The sequence below is a fragment of the Nocardiopsis akebiae genome (genome assembly GCF_018316795.1).
In the GTDB taxonomy this organism is placed as follows: Bacteria; Actinomycetota; Actinomycetes; order Streptosporangiales; family Streptosporangiaceae; genus Nocardiopsis; species Nocardiopsis dassonvillei.
The window spans coordinates 966,768-985,688 of record NZ_CP074132.1 but is presented as its reverse complement, the minus strand read 5'-3'; the positions used below and the strand labels follow the sequence as shown (position 1 = coordinate 985,688).

19 protein-coding genes and 1 riboswitch are annotated in these 18,921 nt (G+C 71.6%); of the genes, 11 read left to right on the top strand and 8 right to left on the bottom strand.

Features of this window, described 5'->3' with window-relative positions:
* Nucleotides 1-82 precede the first annotated feature (82 nt).
* Nucleotides 83-1,342: a threonine synthase gene (gene thrC / locus KGD83_RS04235; RefSeq protein WP_212642613.1), complete on the bottom strand. Its 1,260-nt coding sequence runs from the start codon at nt 1,340-1,342 to the stop codon at nt 83-85.
* A 13-nt stretch (nt 1,343-1,355) separates the two neighbouring features.
* Nucleotides 1,356-1,497: riboswitch (SAM riboswitch) on the bottom strand.
* A gap of 281 nt (nt 1,498-1,778) precedes the next feature.
* Between thrC and KGD83_RS04230 the strand changes: the two genes are divergently transcribed.
* Nucleotides 1,779-3,215, top strand: a complete 1,437-nt coding sequence (locus KGD83_RS04230; protein WP_212642612.1) for an alpha,alpha-trehalose-phosphate synthase (UDP-forming) — start codon at nt 1,779-1,781, stop codon at nt 3,213-3,215.
* Between the two features lie 78 nt (nt 3,216-3,293).
* On the opposite strand, the gene KGD83_RS04225 is transcribed toward KGD83_RS04230, so the two are convergent.
* The 3 genes from KGD83_RS04225 to KGD83_RS04215 form a co-directional block, all read right to left on the bottom strand.
* The gene (locus tag KGD83_RS04225) at nt 3,294-3,890 is read right to left on the bottom strand and encodes a GrpB family protein (RefSeq protein ID WP_212642611.1); all 597 of its coding nucleotides are present in this window, start codon (nt 3,888-3,890) and stop codon (nt 3,294-3,296) included.
* A 365-nt stretch (nt 3,891-4,255) separates the two neighbouring features.
* Nucleotides 4,256-5,032 carry a class I SAM-dependent methyltransferase gene (locus KGD83_RS04220; protein WP_212642610.1) on the bottom strand — a complete coding sequence of 259 codons (777 nt, stop codon included), beginning with the start codon at nt 5,030-5,032 and terminating at the stop codon, nt 4,256-4,258.
* 408 nt (nt 5,033-5,440) lie between these two features.
* Nucleotides 5,441-6,610: a S8 family serine peptidase gene (locus KGD83_RS04215; RefSeq protein ID WP_212642609.1), complete on the bottom strand. Its 1,170-nt coding sequence runs from the start codon at nt 6,608-6,610 to the stop codon at nt 5,441-5,443.
* A gap of 230 nt (nt 6,611-6,840) precedes the next feature.
* Between KGD83_RS04215 and KGD83_RS04210 the strand changes: the two genes are divergently transcribed.
* Nucleotides 6,841-7,125: a DUF3263 domain-containing protein gene (locus tag KGD83_RS04210; RefSeq protein WP_013155209.1), complete on the top strand. Its 285-nt coding sequence runs from the start codon at nt 6,841-6,843 to the stop codon at nt 7,123-7,125.
* A gap of 275 nt (nt 7,126-7,400) precedes the next feature.
* Nucleotides 7,401-8,231 (top strand): trehalose-phosphatase, encoded by an 831-nt coding sequence (gene otsB / locus KGD83_RS04205; RefSeq protein ID WP_212642608.1) that lies wholly within the window; start codon nt 7,401-7,403, stop codon nt 8,229-8,231.
* A 55-nt stretch (nt 8,232-8,286) separates the two neighbouring features.
* Here otsB and KGD83_RS04200 read toward each other — a convergent pair whose 3' ends face one another.
* Nucleotides 8,287-9,318: a serine hydrolase domain-containing protein gene (locus KGD83_RS04200; protein WP_212642607.1), complete on the bottom strand. Its 1,032-nt coding sequence runs from the start codon at nt 9,316-9,318 to the stop codon at nt 8,287-8,289.
* A 169-nt stretch (nt 9,319-9,487) separates the two neighbouring features.
* Between KGD83_RS04200 and argJ the strand changes: the two genes are divergently transcribed.
* From argJ to KGD83_RS04185, 3 genes are all read left to right on the top strand, one after another.
* Nucleotides 9,488-10,648 carry a bifunctional glutamate N-acetyltransferase/amino-acid acetyltransferase ArgJ gene (gene argJ / locus KGD83_RS04195; RefSeq protein WP_212642606.1) on the top strand — a complete coding sequence of 387 codons (1,161 nt, stop codon included), beginning with the start codon at nt 9,488-9,490 and terminating at the stop codon, nt 10,646-10,648.
* Nucleotides 10,649-10,983: 335 nt separating this feature from the next.
* Complete coding sequence (locus KGD83_RS04190) at nt 10,984-11,289, top strand: AbrB/MazE/SpoVT family DNA-binding domain-containing protein (RefSeq protein WP_249352139.1); 306 nt, start codon at nt 10,984-10,986, stop codon at nt 11,287-11,289.
* Nucleotides 11,290-11,375: 86 nt separating this feature from the next.
* The gene (locus KGD83_RS04185; protein WP_212642605.1) at nt 11,376-11,594 is read left to right on the top strand and encodes a hypothetical protein; all 219 of its coding nucleotides are present in this window, start codon (nt 11,376-11,378) and stop codon (nt 11,592-11,594) included.
* 400 nt (nt 11,595-11,994) lie between these two features.
* Here the strand turns inward: KGD83_RS04185 and KGD83_RS04180 are convergent, their stop codons facing one another.
* Both KGD83_RS04180 and KGD83_RS04175 read right to left on the bottom strand, forming a co-directional pair.
* The gene (locus tag KGD83_RS04180; protein WP_212642604.1) at nt 11,995-12,783 is read right to left on the bottom strand and encodes an SDR family NAD(P)-dependent oxidoreductase; all 789 of its coding nucleotides are present in this window, start codon (nt 12,781-12,783) and stop codon (nt 11,995-11,997) included.
* A gap of 152 nt (nt 12,784-12,935) precedes the next feature.
* Nucleotides 12,936-14,519, bottom strand: a complete 1,584-nt coding sequence (locus tag KGD83_RS04175) for a DHA2 family efflux MFS transporter permease subunit (RefSeq protein ID WP_212642603.1) — start codon at nt 14,517-14,519, stop codon at nt 12,936-12,938.
* A gap of 177 nt (nt 14,520-14,696) precedes the next feature.
* Between KGD83_RS04175 and KGD83_RS04170 the strand changes: the two genes are divergently transcribed.
* On the top strand, nt 14,697-15,344 hold the full coding sequence (locus KGD83_RS04170) for a TetR/AcrR family transcriptional regulator (RefSeq protein WP_212642602.1): 648 nt from the start codon (nt 14,697-14,699) through the stop codon (nt 15,342-15,344).
* 707 nt (nt 15,345-16,051) lie between these two features.
* Here the strand turns inward: KGD83_RS04170 and KGD83_RS04165 are convergent.
* Nucleotides 16,052-16,576: an ATP-binding protein gene (locus KGD83_RS04165; protein ID WP_338036950.1), complete on the bottom strand. Its 525-nt coding sequence runs from the start codon at nt 16,574-16,576 to the stop codon at nt 16,052-16,054.
* Between the two features lie 181 nt (nt 16,577-16,757).
* Here KGD83_RS04165 and KGD83_RS04160 point away from each other — a divergent pair, with 181 nt between their 5' ends.
* From KGD83_RS04160 to KGD83_RS04145, 4 genes are all read left to right on the top strand, one after another.
* Nucleotides 16,758-17,624: a helix-turn-helix domain-containing protein gene (locus KGD83_RS04160; RefSeq protein ID WP_249352137.1), complete on the top strand. Its 867-nt coding sequence runs from the start codon at nt 16,758-16,760 to the stop codon at nt 17,622-17,624.
* Complete coding sequence (locus KGD83_RS04155) at nt 17,621-17,830, top strand: DUF397 domain-containing protein (protein ID WP_212642601.1); 210 nt, start codon at nt 17,621-17,623, stop codon at nt 17,828-17,830. The genes KGD83_RS04160 and KGD83_RS04155 overlap by 4 nt, the downstream gene beginning before the upstream one ends.
* A gap of 115 nt (nt 17,831-17,945) precedes the next feature.
* On the top strand, nt 17,946-18,506 hold the full coding sequence (locus tag KGD83_RS04150) for a GNAT family N-acetyltransferase (RefSeq protein ID WP_212642600.1): 561 nt from the start codon (nt 17,946-17,948) through the stop codon (nt 18,504-18,506).
* Nucleotides 18,507-18,556: 50 nt separating this feature from the next.
* Nucleotides 18,557-18,862: an EF-hand domain-containing protein gene (locus KGD83_RS04145; protein ID WP_212642599.1), complete on the top strand. Its 306-nt coding sequence runs from the start codon at nt 18,557-18,559 to the stop codon at nt 18,860-18,862.
* The last annotated feature ends 59 nt before the right edge of the window (nt 18,863-18,921 follow it).

Here is an 18,921-nt window from a genome sequence, read left to right as displayed (position 1 = left end):
ACTTCCTTCTCGTGGGAGATGACGGGTGGTCGGGGCGGCGGGACCCGGGCCGAAGCGAAGCGGGGGCCCCGAAAGGCGCTGTCTAGGCCAGACCGGCGTCGGTGAAGGCGCTCAGCGAGGGCTTGATCGTGGCGCTCACCCCGGCGTCGACGGCGTTCAGGGTCTTGAGTCCGTCTCCGGTGTTGAGCACGACCGTCTCGGCCTTCGGGTCGAGCCTGCCCTCGCGGACGAGCTTGCGCAGCACGCCGGTGGTGACGCCGCCCGCGGTCTCGGCGAAGATGCCCTCGGTGCGGGCGAGGAGCTTGATGGAGTCGACGATCTCGTCGTCGCCCACGTGCTCCACCGATCCGCCCGTGCGCTTGGCGATGTCCAGCACGTAGGGCCCGTCGGCCGGGTTGCCGATGGCCAGCGACTTGGCGATGGTGTCGGGCTTGACCGGCTGGATGACGTCGATGCCCTTGTCCCAGGCCTGCGCGACCGGGGAGCAGCCCGTGGCCTGGGCGCCGAAGATCCGGTACGGGCGGTCCTCGACAAGACCGAGCTTGACCAGTTCCTGGAAGCCCTTGTCGATCTTGGTGAGCTGGGAGCCGGACGCGATCGGGACGACGATCTGCTCGGGCAGGCGCCAGCCGAGCTGTTCGGCGATCTCGTAGGCCAGCGTCTTGGAGCCCTCGCCGTAGTAGGGGCGCAGGTTGACGTTGACGAAGCCCCAGCCCTCGCCCACCGGGTCGCCGATGAGCTCGGAGCAGAAGCGGTTGACGTCGTCGTAGTTGCCGTCGATGGCCACGACCTTGCCGCCGTAGACGGCGGCCATGACGACCTTGGCCTCCTCCAGCCCGGCGGGGATGAACACGCAGGACTCGAACCCGGCGCGCGCGGCGGCGGCGCCGACGGCTCCGGCCAGGTTGCCGGTGGAGGAGCAGGACAGGGTGGTGAACCCGAAGGTGCGGGCGGCCTCGACGGCGATGGCGACCACGCGGTCCTTGAAGGAGTGCGTGGGGTTGCCGGAGTCGTCCTTGACGTGCAGGGAGTCCAGGCCCAGCTCGGCGGCGAGGCGGTCGGCCCGCACCAGCGGGGTCAGGCCGGGGGCCATGTTGGGCAGCTCGGCGACGTTGGCCGGGACGGGCAGGAGGGAGCGGTAGCGCCAGATGCTCTTGGGCCCGCTCTCGATGTCGGCGCGGGTGACGGTCCCGAAGTCGTAGGCGACCTCAAGGGGGCCGAAGCAGAACTCGCAGGCGAACCGGGGGGTGAGCTCGTAGCGCTCGCCGCACTCGCGACAGGAGAGCGCGGTGCCGGGGCCGAAGGAGCGGGCGGCGGTGGGTTCGGTGGCGGCAATCGCCATGGCGAGGCGTCTCCCCTCATCTTTCCTGGCGGACACCTTGTCCCCAGGCCGGAGTTGGCACCTGTCCCAGCCGTCCCGCGGGTTCGCGGGTGTCACGTGCTGGAATGGTTGCCGGGGCTTCGCAGGGCCGGTCCCTCCACCCCTCTGGATGAGCAATATGAAGTTTTGTGCTGGTCCTGTCGGATCCGCACCGCAACTGTAACGGAGGTGTCGGCCGGTTTTCCACGCCTGGTGACCCGGGTAACACGAAACGGCTCACATGGTGAGACGGCGCTGGTCCGGACCGGTGGGACGCACCCCCGGCGCGAGGGCCGTGTGACGCGCACCCCCGTTGACCCGCGCGGGGTTTGGGGCGGCTGTCGACAGGCGAGACATAAGGTGCGACCCCCTTCACCACCGCCCCGCCCCGACCGCTTTTCTCCGAGAGGACGACCACGTGGACAAGGCACAGATCCTCATCGCCTCCAACAGAGGACCCGTGTCCTTCTCGACCGCCGACGACGGCTCGCTGGAGCATCGGCGGGGCGGGGGCGGACTGGTGTCGGGAATGATCTCGGTCGCCACCGAGATCGACAGCATCTGGGTGTGCGCCGCCCTGTCCGACGCCGACCGGCGGGCCGCCGCGGAGGCGCCGCAGGCCCGGCTGGACCAGGCCCACGACCTGGACGGCATGCGGGTCCACATGCTGGACATCCCGCGGCAGACCTTCGACGGCGCCTACACCGGGGTGGCCAACTCGACCCTGTGGTTCGTGCAGCACATGCTGTACGACACCCCCAACAAGCCGTCCTTCGGCTCGCGCTTCCGGCGGACGTGGGAGGACTACACCGCCTACAACAACGCGTTCGCCGAGGCCCTGGTGGCGGGCGCCGCGGAGGGCGCCCGCGTCGCCGTGCAGGACTACCACCTGGCGCTGGTGCCGCGGATCCTGCGCGCGCGCCGTCCCGACCTGCGCATCGCGCACTTCTCGCACACCCCGTGGGCTCCCCCGGAGTACTTCCGGATGCTGCCCGGGCAGGTCGCGCGCGAGCTGCTGGAGGGCATGCTGGGCGCGGACCGGCTGGGCTTCCTCAGCCCGCGCTGGGCGGAGGCGTTCCTGCGCTGCTGCGAGGAGATCCTGCGCGCGAAGGTCGACTTCGAGCGGCGCACCGTGGAGCACGGCGGCCGGGTGGTCGGGGTGGGCGTGCACGCCCTGGGCGCGGACGAGGAGGGGCTGCGCCAGAGCGCCGCCGACCCGGCCGTGGCCGCGCGCCGGAGCACCCTGCGGGACGCGGTCGGCGACACCCGGCTGATCGTGCGGGTGGACCGCACGGAGCTGTCCAAGAACATCGTGCGGGGCCTGGAGGCCTACCGCGAGCTGCTGACCGCCCGCCCGGAGTGGCGGGGGCGGGTGACGCACCTGGCGTTCGCCTACCCGAGCCGGGGCGACGTGCCGGAGTACCGGGAGTACACCGACGCGGTGCTGCGGACCGCCAAGGAGATCAACGAGGAGTTCGCGACCCCGGAGTGGACGCCGCTGATCCTGGAGGTCAACGACGACTACCCGCGTTCGCTGGCCTCGTTCCAGATGGCCGACGTGCTGCTGGTCAACCCGATCCGGGACGGCATGAACCTGGTCGCCAAGGAGGGCCCGGTCCTGTCGGAGCGGGACTCGGTGCTGGTGCTGTCGCACGAGGCGGGGGCGGCCGACGAGCTGGGCGGGCACGCGCTGCTGGTCAACCCCTACGACACCGTGGAGACGGCGGAGGCGTTGCACGAGGCGCTGTCGATGCCCGCTGAGGAGCGGCGCAGGCGCAGGGAGCGGCTGGCCGAGGCGGCGGTGGCGCTGCCGCCGCGCCGTTGGTTCCAGGAACAGCTGCGCTCGCTGGGCTGAGCCCGGAGGGCGGGGGCGTGTCCGCCGTCGGGAGACGGTACACGCCCCTCGGCCGCGGCCCGGTCGGCCGGGAACCGGTCAGTCGGCGGCGCCCCTCCCGGCGTCCGCCTCGGCGAGGAGCTGCCGGACGATGCCGCTCTTGGCGTCGGCGTAGTCCTGGATGCGGTCCCAGGTCCGCCCCACCAGCTCGCGCTTGACCGCGGTGTAGCGCTCGCGCGCGTCGGCGTCGGCGATGAGGTGGTCGCGGAAGCGGCGCATGCGCTCGGCCTCCTCGCACCCCCGGCTGAACACGTGGAGGTTGAGGTTGACCTCGGAGCCCTTGAACACCCGGTGCTCGTACCAGTCGGGCTCCCTGATCACCAGGGGGTACCCGGCGGCTTCGAGGTCGGGCAGGTAGGCGGCCTCGTCCGAGGAGTCGGCGACGAGGAGCAGCAGGTCGACGCAGGGTTTGGCGGCGAGGCCGGGCACCGCGGTGGAGCCGACGTGCTCGAAGAGCAGCACGCGGTCGCCGAGGGCGGCGCGGATCCTCCCGTCCTCGCGCCGGAACAGGTAGGGCCACTTGGGGTCGTACTCGGAGAGGCGGACGCGCCCGTTGACGAGGTTGCGGAACTCGGGCGCGGTCCCGGCCCGCGGCTCGCCCCGTGAGGGCAGAGGAGACGCTTCGAGGGGTGACATTCTCCAAAGCCTCGTCGCCCCGGGTGTCCGCGTCAAGCCCGTCCGGCGTTGCTTACATATGCACGCGCATACGTGGCGTCACAGCCCGTCGGGGGTCCGTGACGTGCGGCGACCACGCACCGTGTCCGGTGTCCGGTTCCGGCCAGGGGGACCGCACTGCGCGCCCGCCGGACCCGGTCGGCGGACGGAGCCGCGCCCGGGGTCGGTTTTGGACTGACCTCAGCTCGTGGGGGTCGGCTCGGGCGCCCACGGGGTTCTGGAGGGGACGGAGACGGGTTTCCGTGGGGAACCGCGCCGTAGGCGTCGGTTGAGGGTGGTGGTGGGCGAGGGGTGGGACGAAGCGGAGCGGAGGCCCAAAAAACCGCCTAGTCGGGAAGCGACACCACCAGCACCAGCGAACCCTCCAGTTCGGGCACTCCCCTCAGGTGTCCGAACCGGCGGTCCCAGGTCCCGTCGGCCAGGTCCCGGGACAGGTGGGCGGTGAACCGCTCGTGCACCGCCTCGTCCACGAAGCTCCACGCCGAGCAGGACAGGCGCGCGCCCACCTCCAGCAGGCCCTCCGGCCGCCCGTAGTAGGCCTCGTTGAACCCGTCGGAGCAGTCCAGGGGCACGGGGACGGGCACGACGCTGGTGGCGCCGCCCAGCCCCGCGGCCAGGTCGGCGATCGCGGGGTAGCGGCGGGCCTCGGTGTCCAGGACCTCGGGCGCGTACTCGTGGAGCCAGAAGTCGCGGACCAGGTCCGGGTCGCAGGTGAGCACGGCCACGGGGCCCGTGGTGACCCTCCGGGCCTCGGCCAGTCCGGCCTCCGGGTCCCGCCACTGGTGGACGCTGAACGTGGTCATGGCGGCGTCGAAGGCCCCGTCGGGGAAGGGGAGGCTCTCGGCGACGGCGTCGACCGCCGCGGGCAGGGCGTCCGGGCGTTTGGCCCGCATGCTGGCGGAGGGTTCCACGGGGGTGACCTCTCGGTCCAGGGGCTCGTAGGAACCCGCGCCCGCACCGATGTTGAGGACCGTGCGCGCGTCACCGAGCGCGCGGTGCACGGCGGCCGCGATCCGCGGGTCGGGACGGCGGTGGTCGGTGTAGGTGCGGGCGATGACACCGTAGTCGGCGTCGCCAGCGCTGCCGTCGGCCATGCGCGTCATGTGCTCTCCGCCTGTCGTGGGCGCCCCGGGGCGGGGTGCCCGGCGGTGAGGACGCTATCCGCCGGGCGGAGCCGGACGCCAGTGCTCAACGGCCCCGCCCTCGGCACAGGGGGTGTGAGCGGTCCCACACCGGCGGTGTCGTGCGCCCGCCGGTTACGGCGCGTCCGGAACCGGGACCGAGGCGCGACAAAGGTGTCCGGAACCGGGGCGTCCCGGCGAGGGCGCGGAAACCGGGTCGGGTGCGTCCGGGGCCAGGCCGCGGAACGCGGGAGCGCGGGAGCAGGGGACGGCCCGCCGCGGCGGTCTCCGGAAGGGGCGCGCGAAAGCCGGGGAAGCCCCGGAGAGGAAAACCGTCCGCGCCCTCCCCTGAGAGGCGGGCACGGACGGCTCCGGCCGCTCGGTCGCGGCTCAGTTGCCGCGCGTCTTGCGGCGGCGTCCGCCCTTGCGGCGGCGGCTGGCGGGCGCGGCCTCCGCGGCGCGTTCGGCGGCGATCAGCTCGTCCTGCTCGCGGCGCTCGGCCTTCACGCCGTAGGGGTCGGCGTTGGAGCGGCGCACCCACACCACCAGGACGAGCAGGCCCAGGACCACGACGGCGGCGACGGTGACGAACCACGCCCACGCGGGCACCAGCCCCGACTGCCCGCCCTGGTTGGCCAGGTCCTCGTCGATGAGCGGGATGTCCTGGGCGACGCCGGACGCCTGCTGCTCCGCGCTGGGCAGGTGCAGCGCGGGCAGGCCGTCGGGGCCGGGCTGGGAGCCGTCCACCAGGGCGTCGCGGACCTGGTCGGGCCCCAGCTGCGGGTGCTCCGCGCGCATCAGGGCGGCGGCCCCGGCGACCATCGCCGCGGCGTAGGGGGCCCCGGTCACCTCCGTCTGGCCCGGCTCCGGCCCCGACGTGACCAGGTCGGCGCCGGGGGCGGTCAGCGCGATCATCCCGGCACCGGGCGCGCCCTCGACGAGGGCTCCGTCCTGGTCGGTTCCCGCGACGGTGAGCACGTTGGGGTCCTCGTCCTCCCCCGCCGGGCCGACGACCAGCGCACCGTTGTCGGAGGCCTCCTGGGTGGCCTCGGCGAGGTCGGGTCCGGCGGGCTCGGGCAGCAGGATGACCTGGGCGCCCTCCTGGGAGGCGAACCGCACGGCCTCGGCGAGCCGGTCCTGCGTGGGCAGCACGAGCATGGTGGCCTCGGGCGCCACGCCCAGCACGCCGCCGTCGGCGTCCCTGCCGTACCCGTGGGCCGCGACCAGTCCGGCCGCGGCGTTGCCCTGCTCGACGTCGCCGTCGTTCTCACCGAACCGCGTGTCCAGCTGGACGTTGTCGACCAGGTCCGGGTGCCCCTCGTCGACGGAGACGCCCGGAAGCGCGACCGTGGCGCCCTGGCCCTGGTTCTCCTCCCACAGCTGCGGCGCTCCCACGGCCTGGAGTCCCCACTGCTCGGGCCGGTAGTCGGGGATCAGGTCCGCCGCGGCCGGAGCCGAGGTCAGACCGAGGACGGCGGCGGTGGCGGCCGCGAAGACCGCGCTGGCCCCGCCGCGGGCGCGGCGTGTGTGTATCCTGTTGCGGCTGTTGCCCCCGAGCACGTCAGGCTCCCTCGAACGATGCGGTCGACGTTCCACGCGGCCCTCCCCGGACCCCGGCAATTCTGTCACGAGCACAGGATTCAGGCGTGGACAAGTGGCCTGAGGGGTAGAAAACGTAACTGTATCCCTGGTGCCAGTCCTGCGGTTTCGGCTCCTCATCCGGCATGTCGAGTCGCTAGCATGAGTCGGGCCGATCCGGACAAACCAATTTCCCGTCCAGGGGGTGTCCCATGCCGAATATCGGTCCGACCGAAGACGGTCAGTCGGCCCTCGCCGAGCGCGAGCAGCGCATCCTCGCCTTCGAACGCCAGTGGTGGAAGTTCGAAGGCTCCAAGGAACAGGCGATCCGTGACGAGTTCGGGTTCTCCGCGACCCGCTACTACCAGCTGCTGAACGGGCTGGTGGAACGGCCGGAGGCCCTCGCCTTCGACCCGATGACCGTCAAGCGGCTGCGTCGGCTGCGCGCCGACCGCCGCCGTCAACGCAACGCACGCCAGCTGGGCATCCAGCTCTGACGTTTCCCGCATCCCTCTTCTCCTTCGGGTCATTCGTACCCACCCCGCGCCCCGGTGACGACACCCGCGGTCCCGCGGGCGCCCTCCGTCCGGGCCACCCCCGCGACGGAGAGCGGCAGCGCCGTCCCACGAGGCCGACCGAACGCACGACACCGCACGGACATCCGCTGAAACAACCGTCACATACGCGGTGGAGTCCCGTCGGCGCGGGCACGCGTCGGTAGTCTGGCGGTCCCGCCCGGCCCGCATCCGCGGCCCCACCGGAAAGGCCCTCCATGTCCCTGCCCCAGCCCAGCACGGACGCCGGACGCACCGCGCTCGACGCCTTCCTCGCCGCACCCGAGCGGGCGCTGGCCGCCTTCGACTTCGACGGCACGCTCGCGCCCATCGTCGCCGACCCGCGTACGTCCGCCCCCTACCCGGGGATCGTGGACGTGCTCGCCGACCTGGCCGGGCTCCTGGGCTCGGTCGCCGTGGTCACCGGCCGCCCCGCCGAGACGGCGGTGCGGCTGGGCGGCCTGGACCGGGTGCCCGGCATCACCGTGCTGGGCCACTACGGCGCCGAGCGCTGGAAGGGCGGCCGTGTGGCCGCGGCGCCCGCGCCGCCCGGCGTGGCGGTGGTGCGCGAGGAGCTGCCCGGCCTGCTCGACGACCTGGGCGCCCCGGAGGGCACCTGGATCGAGGACAAGGGGCGCTCGCTGGCCGTGCACACCCGGCGCACCGCCGACCCGGACGGCGCGCTCGCCCTGCTCACGCCCGCCCTGAGCGAACTGGCGCGGCGGTCGGACCTCCAGGTGGAGCCGGGCCGGATGGTGGTCGAGCTGCGTCCACAGGGTGTGGACAAGGGTGCGGCGCTCACCGCCCTCGTCGCCGAGACGGGCCCGCGCGCGGTGCTCTACGCCGGTGACGACCTCGGCGACCTGCCCGCGTTCGACGCCGTGGCGGGGCTGCGGTCGCAGGGCGTCGAGGGCCTGAACGTGTGCTCGTCCTCGGACGAGGTCACGGCCGTGGCAGAGGCCGCCGACCTGGTCGTCCCCGGCCCGGCGGGGCTGTCCGAGCTCCTGGGCGGGCTCGCCGAAGCGATCCGCGCCGCCTCGGAGGCGTGACTCCTCCGAGGCGTGGGCGCGCTCCCAACGCCCGTGTCAGCCGTCGCCGCCCGTCTCAGGACGAGGACTCGTGCGCCTGCGGCGTGAGCGCCGACCGCGCGGCCGACCGCAGGTCCACCAGCCCGGTCCGGTCGCGCCCGTAGTGCACGGCGTTGGTGAGCATGCCCACGTACCGGCCGCTCTGGGGGTGCATGAACAGGCTCGTTCCGGTGAAACCGTTGTGGTAGACCACCCCCTCCGGGGTGACCAGCCAGCCCAGGCCGCGCCACAGCCTGGCCCCCGCGTCCACGTGCGGCTGCCAGCTCGCGCGCACGTAGGAGGACGGCACCGGCCCCTGTCCCCCGTCGTGCATCCGCAGGATCTCCCGGGTGAACGCGCCCAGGTCGATGGCGGTGCTGAACACCCCGGCGTGCCCCGCCACACCGCCCATCAGCGCGGCCGCCTCGTCGTGCACCACCCCCCAGGCGGGGGCGGCTCCGGGGATGCGGCGTTCGGTGGGCGCCACGCCGGGCGAACGCGTCAGGGGGCCGAAGGCGGTGGAGCGCATGCCCATCTGCTCCCACAGGTCGCGGGCCAGCCGGTCCAGGCCCGTGCCGTAGAGGCGTTCCAGGAGCATGCCGAGCAGGATGAACCCGCGGTCGACGTAGGCGTAGCCGGGTTCCTCCAGCGGGTCGGCGAGGATCGCCTCCGCGAGGTCCTGGTCGGTGCCCACGTATCTCTCCAGCCAGGTCACCGGGTTGAGGCGGCCGGTGTGGGTGAGGATCTGCCGCGTGGTGACCTCCGCGCCGGGCAGGTGGTCCACGTCCAGGTACTCCGACATCGGGGCGTCCAGGTCCATGATCCCCTCGGCGACCGCCTGGCCGACCAGCGGCCAGGTCGCCATGACCTTCGTCAGGCTCGCGACGTCGTAGGCCACGTCCGGGGCGGTGTCGTGCTCGCCGTCGATGCGGCCGACGGCGACGAACTCCCACATCCCGCCGGTGCCGATCACGGCGGCTCCGCCGGGCAGCCACCCGGCGTCCACCATCACCTTCAGAACGCCCCGAATCCGCGCCCCTGTCTCCGTGAGCCAGTCACCATCACGCACAACACGCCTCCCCCCGGGTGGTCTCGTCTTCCGGCGATACCCCGTTATCAGGTTGTTGTCACACGGGTTCGGGAGGTGCACAGGACGAAACCCCCGCAGGTCGCAGCCGTAATGAGGGCCGCGGCGCGCGGCGGAGTAGTCTGGCGCCGGAGAAGCCCCGAGGAGGACGATGAGCAGCCAGACCCCCGTGCCCGCAGGTTTCCGCGGCGTGGCCGGAAACATCGGGATCAAGGACCCCGACGACGACTTCTTCGCGGTGGTGTCGGAGGTCCCCGCCCGCGTGTCCGCCGTGTTCACCCGGTCGCGGTTCGCCGGACCCAGCGTGCTGCTGAGCCGCCGCTCGGCGGCCGACGGCAGCGCGCGGGGGGTCGCGGTGATCGCCCGCAACGCCAACGTGGCCACGGGCAGGGTCGGTGACAGCCACGCCCGCGAACTCCAGGAGCGCGTGGCGCGGGCGGCGGGGGTGCCGCCCGAGGAGGTGCTGGTCGCCTCCACCGGGGTGATCGGCCGCCCGTACCCGATCGAGAAGGTCCGCGCCTACCTGGACGCGCTGCCCGCGGAGTTCCCCCCGGCCGACCTGGACCGCTCGGCCGCGGCGATGATGACCACCGACACCCGGCCCAAGACCGCCTCGGCGACGGTGGGCGGGGCGACGCTGACCGGCATCGCCAAGGGCGTGGGCATGATCGAGCCGAACATGGCGACCATGCTGGCCTGGTTCTTCACCGACGCCGAGCTGGATCAGCCGGTGCTGGACGAGGTGTTCCGCCGGGTGGTGGACCGCACGTTCAACGCGCTGAGCATCGACACCGACACCTCCACCAGCGACTCGGCGGCGGTATTCGCCAACGGCCTGGCCGGGCCGGTGGACGCGGCGGAGTTCGAGGCGGCGCTGCATGAGGTGGCCCTGAAACTGGTGCGGATGATCGCCTCCGACGGCGAGGGCGCCAGCAAGCTGATCGAGGTGCGCGTGACCGGCGCGCGCGACGACGCCCAGGCCAAGCGGGTGGCCAAGGCAGTGGTGAACTCCCCGCTGGTGAAGACCGCCGTGCACGGCGCGGACCCCAACTGGGGCCGCGTGACGATGGCGGTCGGCAAGTGCGAGGAGGAGACCGACATCCTCCCCGACAACGTGCGGATCTCCTTCGGCGACGTGGAGACCTACCCGGCGGAGGCCACGGACGAGGTGCTGGAGCGCGCCGCCCAGCACATGAAGGGCGACGAGGTGGTGATCGGCGTCGGCCTGGGCATCGCCGACGGCGCCTTCACGGTCTACGGCTGCGACCTGACTGAGGGGTACATCCGGATCAACGCCGACTACACGACCTGAGCCGCCGGTCCGGGCCCGGAGGGGTTTCGGACAGCCAGGTCGGTCGGTCACGGTCCGCGGCTCCGTGCACAGCGGAGGCGGTGCGATCGTGGAAGTGGAGCGGTAGAGGCGGCACGGCAGAGGCGGCACCACCCTTGTCCACAAGGGGTGGTGCCGCCTTCTCGTTTCCCTGCTGGATATCCGAACGGCAAATCTCTAGTAGGAAAGTTGAACTGTCCGACTGTTGGAGTCATTCTGGAACCGTGACCTCCGGTGCGGGAAGCCCGGGAGCACGATCGCCCTGCCCTGGGAAGGGAAGCTCCGGGGCAGGCCCACCAGCCGGAAGGACCCCACCCATGAGCGAGACGAAGGCGAGACGTCGACGTGCGGTGATGCGTCGCAAGAACCAGGTGACCCTGCCCCGTGAGATCGCCGAGGCCCTGCACATCCGTGAGGGCGACGAGGTCGAGTTCGCCATCGCGGAGAACGGTCAGGTCACGCTCAGGGGCATGACCTCGGTGCCCGCCGACCAGACGTGGTTCTGGGACCGCGACTGGCAACAGGGTGAGCGCGAGGCCAGTGAGCAGATCGCCGCGGGCCTGACCGAGGAGTTCGAGGACGCGGAGGCGATGTTCGACGCTCTGGAAGACGAGGAGCGCTGAGGACACTGGCCACGTTCGCCACCACCCCCCGGTTCCGGGCCGACTTCAGGAAACTGACGCGGCAACAGGCGGAGCGTTTCCGGAAGGTGGTCACCACCGAGTTCGCACCCGACGTACAGAAAGGCGAGTTCCGCCCCGGTCTGCGGGTCAAGGGCGTTCAGGGCGCCCCCGGGGTCTACGAGATGACCTGGGCACCCGACGGGCGCGCCACATGGGAGTACGGCGACGAGCGCTTCCCCGGCAAGCCGCACGTGGTCTGGCGCCGGGTGGGCGCACACGCCGTCTTCAACCCCGGTCCGCCCTGACACCGGAGGCCGACGACACAGGCATCCTTGTCATCCCGTACTCCCGCTCCCACGGCGGTGTAGGACCGGAACCTCAGGCGGAGGCGGCACCACCCTTGTCCACAGGGGGTGGTGCCGCCTCGTCTTTCGCGGTTTCCTGGATACAGGGGGCCCACGGCCTCCGGCAGCATGGGCGCGCCCGCGCACCCCACCCGTGCGGCATCGGCGTTCCCGTGATCCGGCCTGACGTCTCCGCGAGCCCACCCCGGCGTGCCCGGGGTCCGAGTCCGCCCCGGCATGGCCGAAGGCCGCAGAGCCAACGGCGTGCCCGCGCACCCGTACGACACCGCCTGCCGGGGTTCGGGACCGACACCGGCACGGCCGCGATCCGGACCGGGTCCGCCCACGCCCGCGTCACGGGTCAGTGCACGCTGAGCCCGCCGTCGGCGGCCAGCATCTGCCCGGTGACGAAGGCGGAGGCGTCCGAGGCGAGGAAGACCGCCAGACCGGCGAAGTCGCGGGGGAGGCCGTTGCGGCCGACCATGGTGCGGGCTGCGAGTTCCTCCTCGCGGCCGGGCACCGCGACCGTGTGCATCGTCATCGGTGTGACCACGAAGCCGGGAATGATGGTGTTGGCGGTGACGCCGTGCGGCGACCACGCCTCGGCCTGGGAGCGTGAGAGCCCGCCGATTCCGGCCTTGCTGACGCCGTACACCCCCGAGTCGCCGAACGCGCTCCACGACTGCTGGGAACCGATGTTGAGGATCCGGCCGCAGCCCCGCTGGGCCATCCGCGGCCCGCACGCCTGGCCCAGCAGGTAAGGCGCGGCGAGGTTGACCGCCAGCGTCTCGGTCCAGACCTCCTCCGTCGTCTCCCCGAGCGGAGGCCGGTGGTTGACCCCCGCCGCGTTCACCAGGATGTCCGCCCCCGTCACCGGCTCGCTCGCGCAGAACTCCCCGAGCGCGTCGCGGTCGGCCAGGTCGATCGGGGTGGTGCCGACCTCGACCCCCTGGGCGGCGAACTCCTCGGCGGTCCGGGCCAGGCGTCCGGCGTCGCGGGCCACCAGGTGGACGCTCGCCCCGGCGCGTCCGAGGGCCTCGGCGATGCCGCGGCCGATGCCCGAGTTCCCTCCCGTCACGAGGGCACGGCGGCCGGTGAGCCCGAACAGCTCGTCCAGGTAGGCCCGGTGCGGGCCGGTGCGGTCGGTCAAGAGACGCCCCCTGTCGGGTCGCATGGATAGCGGTGCGGCGGAAACCGCCGCACCGCAGAGTCTGCCGCCCGGGAACGCGCAGGTCGAAGGCGGCACCGCGGGCCTGGTCCGGCCCGGTGCCCCGGCGGGCCGGGACGGGCCCTCACTCCCGGCTAGACGTGGACGGCCGGGCCGTCGGTCATCCTGCCCGAGCGCATGAACAGCGACAGCACCGCGGCGACCAGCATGACCGCCGCCGCGATGGTGAAGGCGAGCTGCAGGCCCTCCATGAAGGCCAGGTTGCTGGCCCCGGTCACGGCAGCAACGACCTCCGGGGACGCCCCCTCGGGCAGCACCGCGCCGCCCTGGGCCACGACGCTCTGCATGCCCGCCAGCTCCCCGGCGGCGGGTTCGGCCAGCCCCGCGGCGGCGAAGTGGCCGGGCAGGGTGGCGACGATGGCCGCGGACATGACCGCGCCCAGGACCGCCGTGCCCAGCGAGCCGCCCAGCTGCATGGCGGCCTGCTGTACCGCCGAGGCGACACCGGCGTACCGCACGGGGGCGTTGCCGATGATCGCCGCGGTGGCGCCGGTCATGATCAGGCTCAGGCCCATGCCGAGCAGGACGAACGCGGCCGAGGTGTAGAGCACGCCCGTGTCGACCTTCAGCAGCGACAGCATGAACATGCCCGCCGACGCCAGCAGCAGGCCCGCCGTCGTGGGCGGCCGGGCGCCGACCCGGTCCAGGATCCGGCCCGCGATCGGCGAGGTGACCGCCATCAGCGCGGTCATGGAGATGAGCTGGAGGCCGGTCTGGGCGGGGCTCATGCCCCGCACGCCCTGGAGGTAGAAGGTGATGAAGAACAGCGACCCCATCAGGCTCAGCGCCATCGCGACCGTCAGGACGGCACCGATGGAGACCGAGGGGTTGGCGAACAGGCCGAGCGGGAGCAGGGGCTGCTCCGCACGGCGTTCCCACACCAGGAAGGCCGCGGTGAAGACCGCCGTGACGGCCAGCGAGCCCAGTGTGACGGGGTGGCCCCAGCCCACGCTGGGCGCCTCCACCAGGGCCCACACCAGGGCGAAGATGGCGATGCTCAGCAGCACGATGCCGGGCACGTCCATCCGGCTTCCGGCGTCGGTCGGCTTGTTGGCGGCCAGCAGCCACAGGCCGAGTCCGAGGGCGACCGCGCCCACGGGGACGTTGATGTAGAAGACGGCCTCCCAGCCGAGGGAGCCGACCAGGACGCCGCCCAGGATGGGGCCGCCCGCCGTGGCGGCGCCGATGAGGCTGCCGAAGACGCCGAAGGCCCGGCCGAGCTTGCTGGGCGGGAAGCTGGCGCGCAGCAGGCCCATCGCCGAGGGCAGGAGCAGCGCCCCGAAAATCCCTTGCAGCACCCGGAAGGCGACGAGCATGATGACACCGGCCGACAGCGCGATCGCCACCGAGCTGAGCACGAAGCCGACCGCGCCCACGAGGTAGGTGTTGCGGTAGCCGAAGCGGTCGCCGATCTTGCCCGCCGTGATCAGGAAGACCGCCAGCCCGAGCAGGTAGCCGTGGGTCACCCACTGGAGTTCGGCCAGCGAGGCGCCCAGGCTCGTGCCGATCGCGGGGTTGGCGACGGCCACGATGGTGCCGTCCAGCGCCACCATCATCACGCCGAAGGCGATGGCGACCAGGGTCGCCCAGGGGCTCTCCGTCCAGCGCTGCTTCCGCTCCGTCTCCGGAGCCGCCTTCGGGACGGTCTGTGCGGTCATGGTTCCCCCTGCGTGCCGGTGTCGTCGTCCGCATGATTATGTCGGCCGCTGACTCTTTGCAGCAAGTGCTTTTTGTCAGTCGCTGACGTAATCTGTTTCACACGGTATCCTCGTTCGTCAGACCTCGGTCGACAGGGCCGGGACCAGCGGGCAGAGCCAACATGCGGAGGCACGTCCATGAGCACGACGAGTGCCGAACCGGGGGAGCAGCTCGGGCTGCGCGAGCGCAAGAAGGCCCGGATGCGCGAGTCCCTGATGGAGTCGGCACTGCGCCTGTTCCACGAGAACGGTTACCAGGGGACGACGACAGAGGAGATCGCCTCCTGCGTCGGGGTCTCCCAGCGCACGTTCTTCCGCTACTTCGGCTCCAAGGAGGACGTGGTCCTGGAGGCGGTCGAGGACCTCGACGAGCAGTTGTTCGCCGCTCTGCTGGCCCGTCCCGCCGAGGAGTCGCCGTTCGCCGCGCTGCGCAACGCGATGCTCGACCACTGGGCCTACCTCGAACGCGAGATGCTCCACCTCCGGGGCAGCGCCATGGGACTGGTGTCCGAGAGCCCCGAGCTGATCGAGGTCAACATGCGCTACTGCCACCGCAGGCAGGAGCGGTTGGCCCGGGCGCTGGGCGAGCGCACCGGCGTCGATCCGGTCACCGACCCGCGCCCGGGGGTCCTGGCCTCGGTGTTCCTGTCCGTGCTCAACAGCGGCCACCAGGCGTGGTGCGTGTCCGGCTCCAGCGATGTGGAGGACCTGGTCCAGGCCTTCCTCGACCGGTTCGACCTGGTGCCCGAGGTGGTCGGCGGCCACTGGGAGAGCCCCCGGGGCTGAGCGGCTGAGCGGCTGAACGGCTACGCAGCCTCGCGGGCCCTTCCCCTCGGTTCACCTGAGGAACCTCAGTCAGACAGGGCGCACCAGACGCGCACCAGGTCCCGGAGTTCGTCGAACTCACCTGACGGGGAACTGGTCGTGCGGCAGCCCGCTGCCGTGGCGGGAGCTGCGGGCGTGACGGAAGACGGTGCGGCCAGCAGGTCACCGACCGGAACCCGTGGCAGCGGAGGCATGTAGGGACGGACCCGTGAGCCCGCCGTGCGGTCGGGGTTCAGGGTGTGGCGCCGCTTCTCGGGTGCGGGCCTCGGTGCGGAAGCAGGTCGCGGCACGGACGCGGGCCTCGGCGCGAAGGCAGGCCGCGATTCAGGGGCGGGTCGTGGTCGCGGTGCGGGAACGGGCGGAAGCTCGGGGCGCGGCGGTGCGCTCTCGATGGCCCCGACCGGACGTCGCGTGCCGAGCAGGTGTCCCAGCATCCACGCGAGCGCGGCGGCGCACAGCGTCCACATCTGTTCGGCCCATGAGCGGTGACGCCTGCGGTGCCTACCGATAGGGTCTTCCACGGTCTCCTCCTGGTGTTGTCAGGTGGTGATCACGCCCCGGCCCGGTGCTCGTAACACCGGTTCGGGGCACCTTGCTTTCTGCTGCGTTCGCGCGGGTGTCATCGGCCCCGACAGGGCTGCGCTTCCCGCTCCGGCGGCAGTGTTCTCTCAGGCCGCGACGGCGTCGTCGGGCTCGGGGACGGGTGCGTAGGGGTCGACGTGCGCCCACACCGCCAGGGGCATGCCGGGCTCTCCGCTCCAGCCCCACTCCATGGACAGGCGGTCCACGAGGTGCAGGCCGCGTCCGCCGACGCGAAGGTCGTCGTCCTGAGGGGACAGACAGGGGAGGCGCGCGGGCTGGCCGGGGCGCGGCCCGTCGTCGGTGACCGCCAGGTGGATGACGTGGTCCGGCAGGTGCCGCATCTGGATCTTCACCCGCCCGCCGGGGGCACCGGAGGCGGTGTGCGTCCAGGCGTTGGTGACCAGTTCGCTGACCACGAGCACTAGGGGAAAAGCCAGATGCGCCTGCACCCGGGCGCCCCGCTGGCACCAACTGCGTATCTGGGCCACCTGGTTCACCTCAGGCCCGAAGAACGCCGTGCGCACCCCGGTACCGCCCCTCCCCCGGCGCGGCAGGTCGCACCTGCCGCCCTCCGCCGCCCGCCTCGGTCGCGGTACGCCAAAGCTGTTCATCGCAAACCCCCTCGCATCAAGGGGAGCCCAGCTAGGCTTTCCTCTGACAATGAGTAGGCAGACAGTCACATCACAGCGCAATACTGTTCAGGGAAATTTGCGCAGAACATAGTTGCTGGAAGTTGGCTCTCCAGGGAGAGACGCGCCAAACTGGACGCATCCCTGCTCCTGGAGGTCATCAGTGGAGCAGAGCCCAGCAGGCGTCACCCGGCGCACCATCACCCGCGTCATGAAGCGCGCCCGTATCCGGGCGGGGATCAAGAGCGGAACCGCAGCTCGCCACGCCGACATCAGCCCGGGCACGCTGACCAAGTACGAGAAGGCGGAGAATCCCTGGCCCGTGCCGATCGTGTACGTGCTCAGCGAGTTCTACGGGCTGTCGCAGGAGGACCGGGACAAACTCGTCGACCTGGCCAGGCAGAAGGAACTCGGCTGGTGGCACAGGCACCGGGACATTCCCGAGTGGTTCGAGTCCTACGTCGGCCTGGAGTCCGAAGCGCACACAGTGCTGAACTATGAGGACGGCACGATCCCCGGCCTGCTCCAGACAGCCGACTACGCCCGCGCCGTGATCTCGGCAGACGTCGATGCTGGTTCAGATGAACAGATCGAAGCCCACGTCACTGTGCGCCTGCAACGTCAGAAGCGCCTGAGCGAGGACGAACCCCTCCGGTTCAACGCGGTGATGAACGAGAGCGCCCTCCACCGGACGGTCGGCGGCGCGGAGATCATGCGCGAACAGCTCTCCGTCCTGTTGGAACGCGCCGAACTGCCCAATGTGGATGTACGTATTTTGTCCTTCGACGCTGGCGCTCATCCTGCCAACGAGGGCAGCTTCGCCATCATGCAGTTCCCTGACCTTCTGGCCAATGTCAGCTTCGATGATGTTGTCCTTTTCGAGTACCGGGCAGGAGCTGTCTATCTGGAGAAGGAGCATGAGATTGAGCCCTTTTCACGTATTTTCCACCAGCTCCAGACGCAAGCTCTGTCCCCAGAAGAATCAGTGAAGCGCATTCAGCGCATCAGCAGCGAACGATACGAAGGATGAGGAACACAGTGGCTTTTAACAAGGCTGAGCGCACAGCCTGGCACAAGTCCAGTTACTCCGGCGGCAGTGGCGGCAATTGTGTCGAGGTCGCTGAGGGACAGAGCGTGCAGATGCGCGACACCCAGAACCGCGAACACGGCCACCTCGCCTTCACCACCCCCGAGTGGACCAACCTCCTCAACATCCTCAAAGCCCCCAACCGGTAAGCGCCCAAGCCCAGCCCAACCCAGCCCCACGACCGCGACCCGCGGCGGAGTCGGACTACACCGCCATGGGATGATCCCGTCCACCATGCGCACGGATCGGTTGTGGAGGTTGGCGATGTTCGCGTTACCCCTGGATACGGACGGCGCGGAGCTGCGCCCGCTCGAACCACGGCACGCCGAGGAGTTCCTGGCCAACATCGACCGGGGGCGCGAGTTCATCGGACGCTACATCGCGCTCCCGGACGTCATCGTGGACCTTGAGTCGAGCCGGACCTACCTGCGCTCGTACGCGGAGAAGGCCGCCACCGGCACCGGAGCCATCTACGGCATCTGGTCGGGTGAACGGCTGCTCGGCGGGGTCCTCTTCCGCACGATGGACCTCAAGCACGGCACCGCCGAGGCGGGCTGCTGGCTGGAACCGTCGGCCGCCGGGCGCGGGCTGGTGACCAGGGCCGCCCGACAGATCATCGACTGGGCCGTCGAGAAGCGGGGCGTCCACCGCGTGGAGTGGCACGCCTCCTCCGCGAACGGGGCCAGCATCGCCGTCGCCCGGCGGCTCGGCATGACGCGGGACGGTGTGCTGCGGCAGAGCTACGTCTACCGGGGCGAGCGCCACGACATGGAGGTCTGGTCGGTGCTCGCCCCGGAGTGGCGCGCACGGCGCCGGTCCCCCTGACGTCCGTGCCCGGGCACTCCGGCGGCGCAGCGGCCCCTTCCGGTGGGACGATGGGCACACGTACCGCCGACGGTTCCGCCTCGGCCGACCCCGCGAACCAGGAAGAGCGCACCACCATGCCCGAGAAGTTTCTGCCCAGCACCACGACCGAGCAGGAAGCGCGCGACCTGTTCACCCGGCTCGACACCGACCAGGACGGCTCCATCGACATCCACGAGTGGCTGGCGTACGCCGAGCGGGACCTGGGACTCGACCGCATGAGCGCGCTGCACGCCTTCGCCCTCGACGTGGACACCGACCACGACCTGCTCATCAGCCAGGACGAGTTCGTCCGGATCGGCACGCGGGGGGCCTGAGGGGCCCGACGCCCCGTGCCGCCCCCGCCATGGGAGGCCCGGCGGGTCGTCCATTCGGA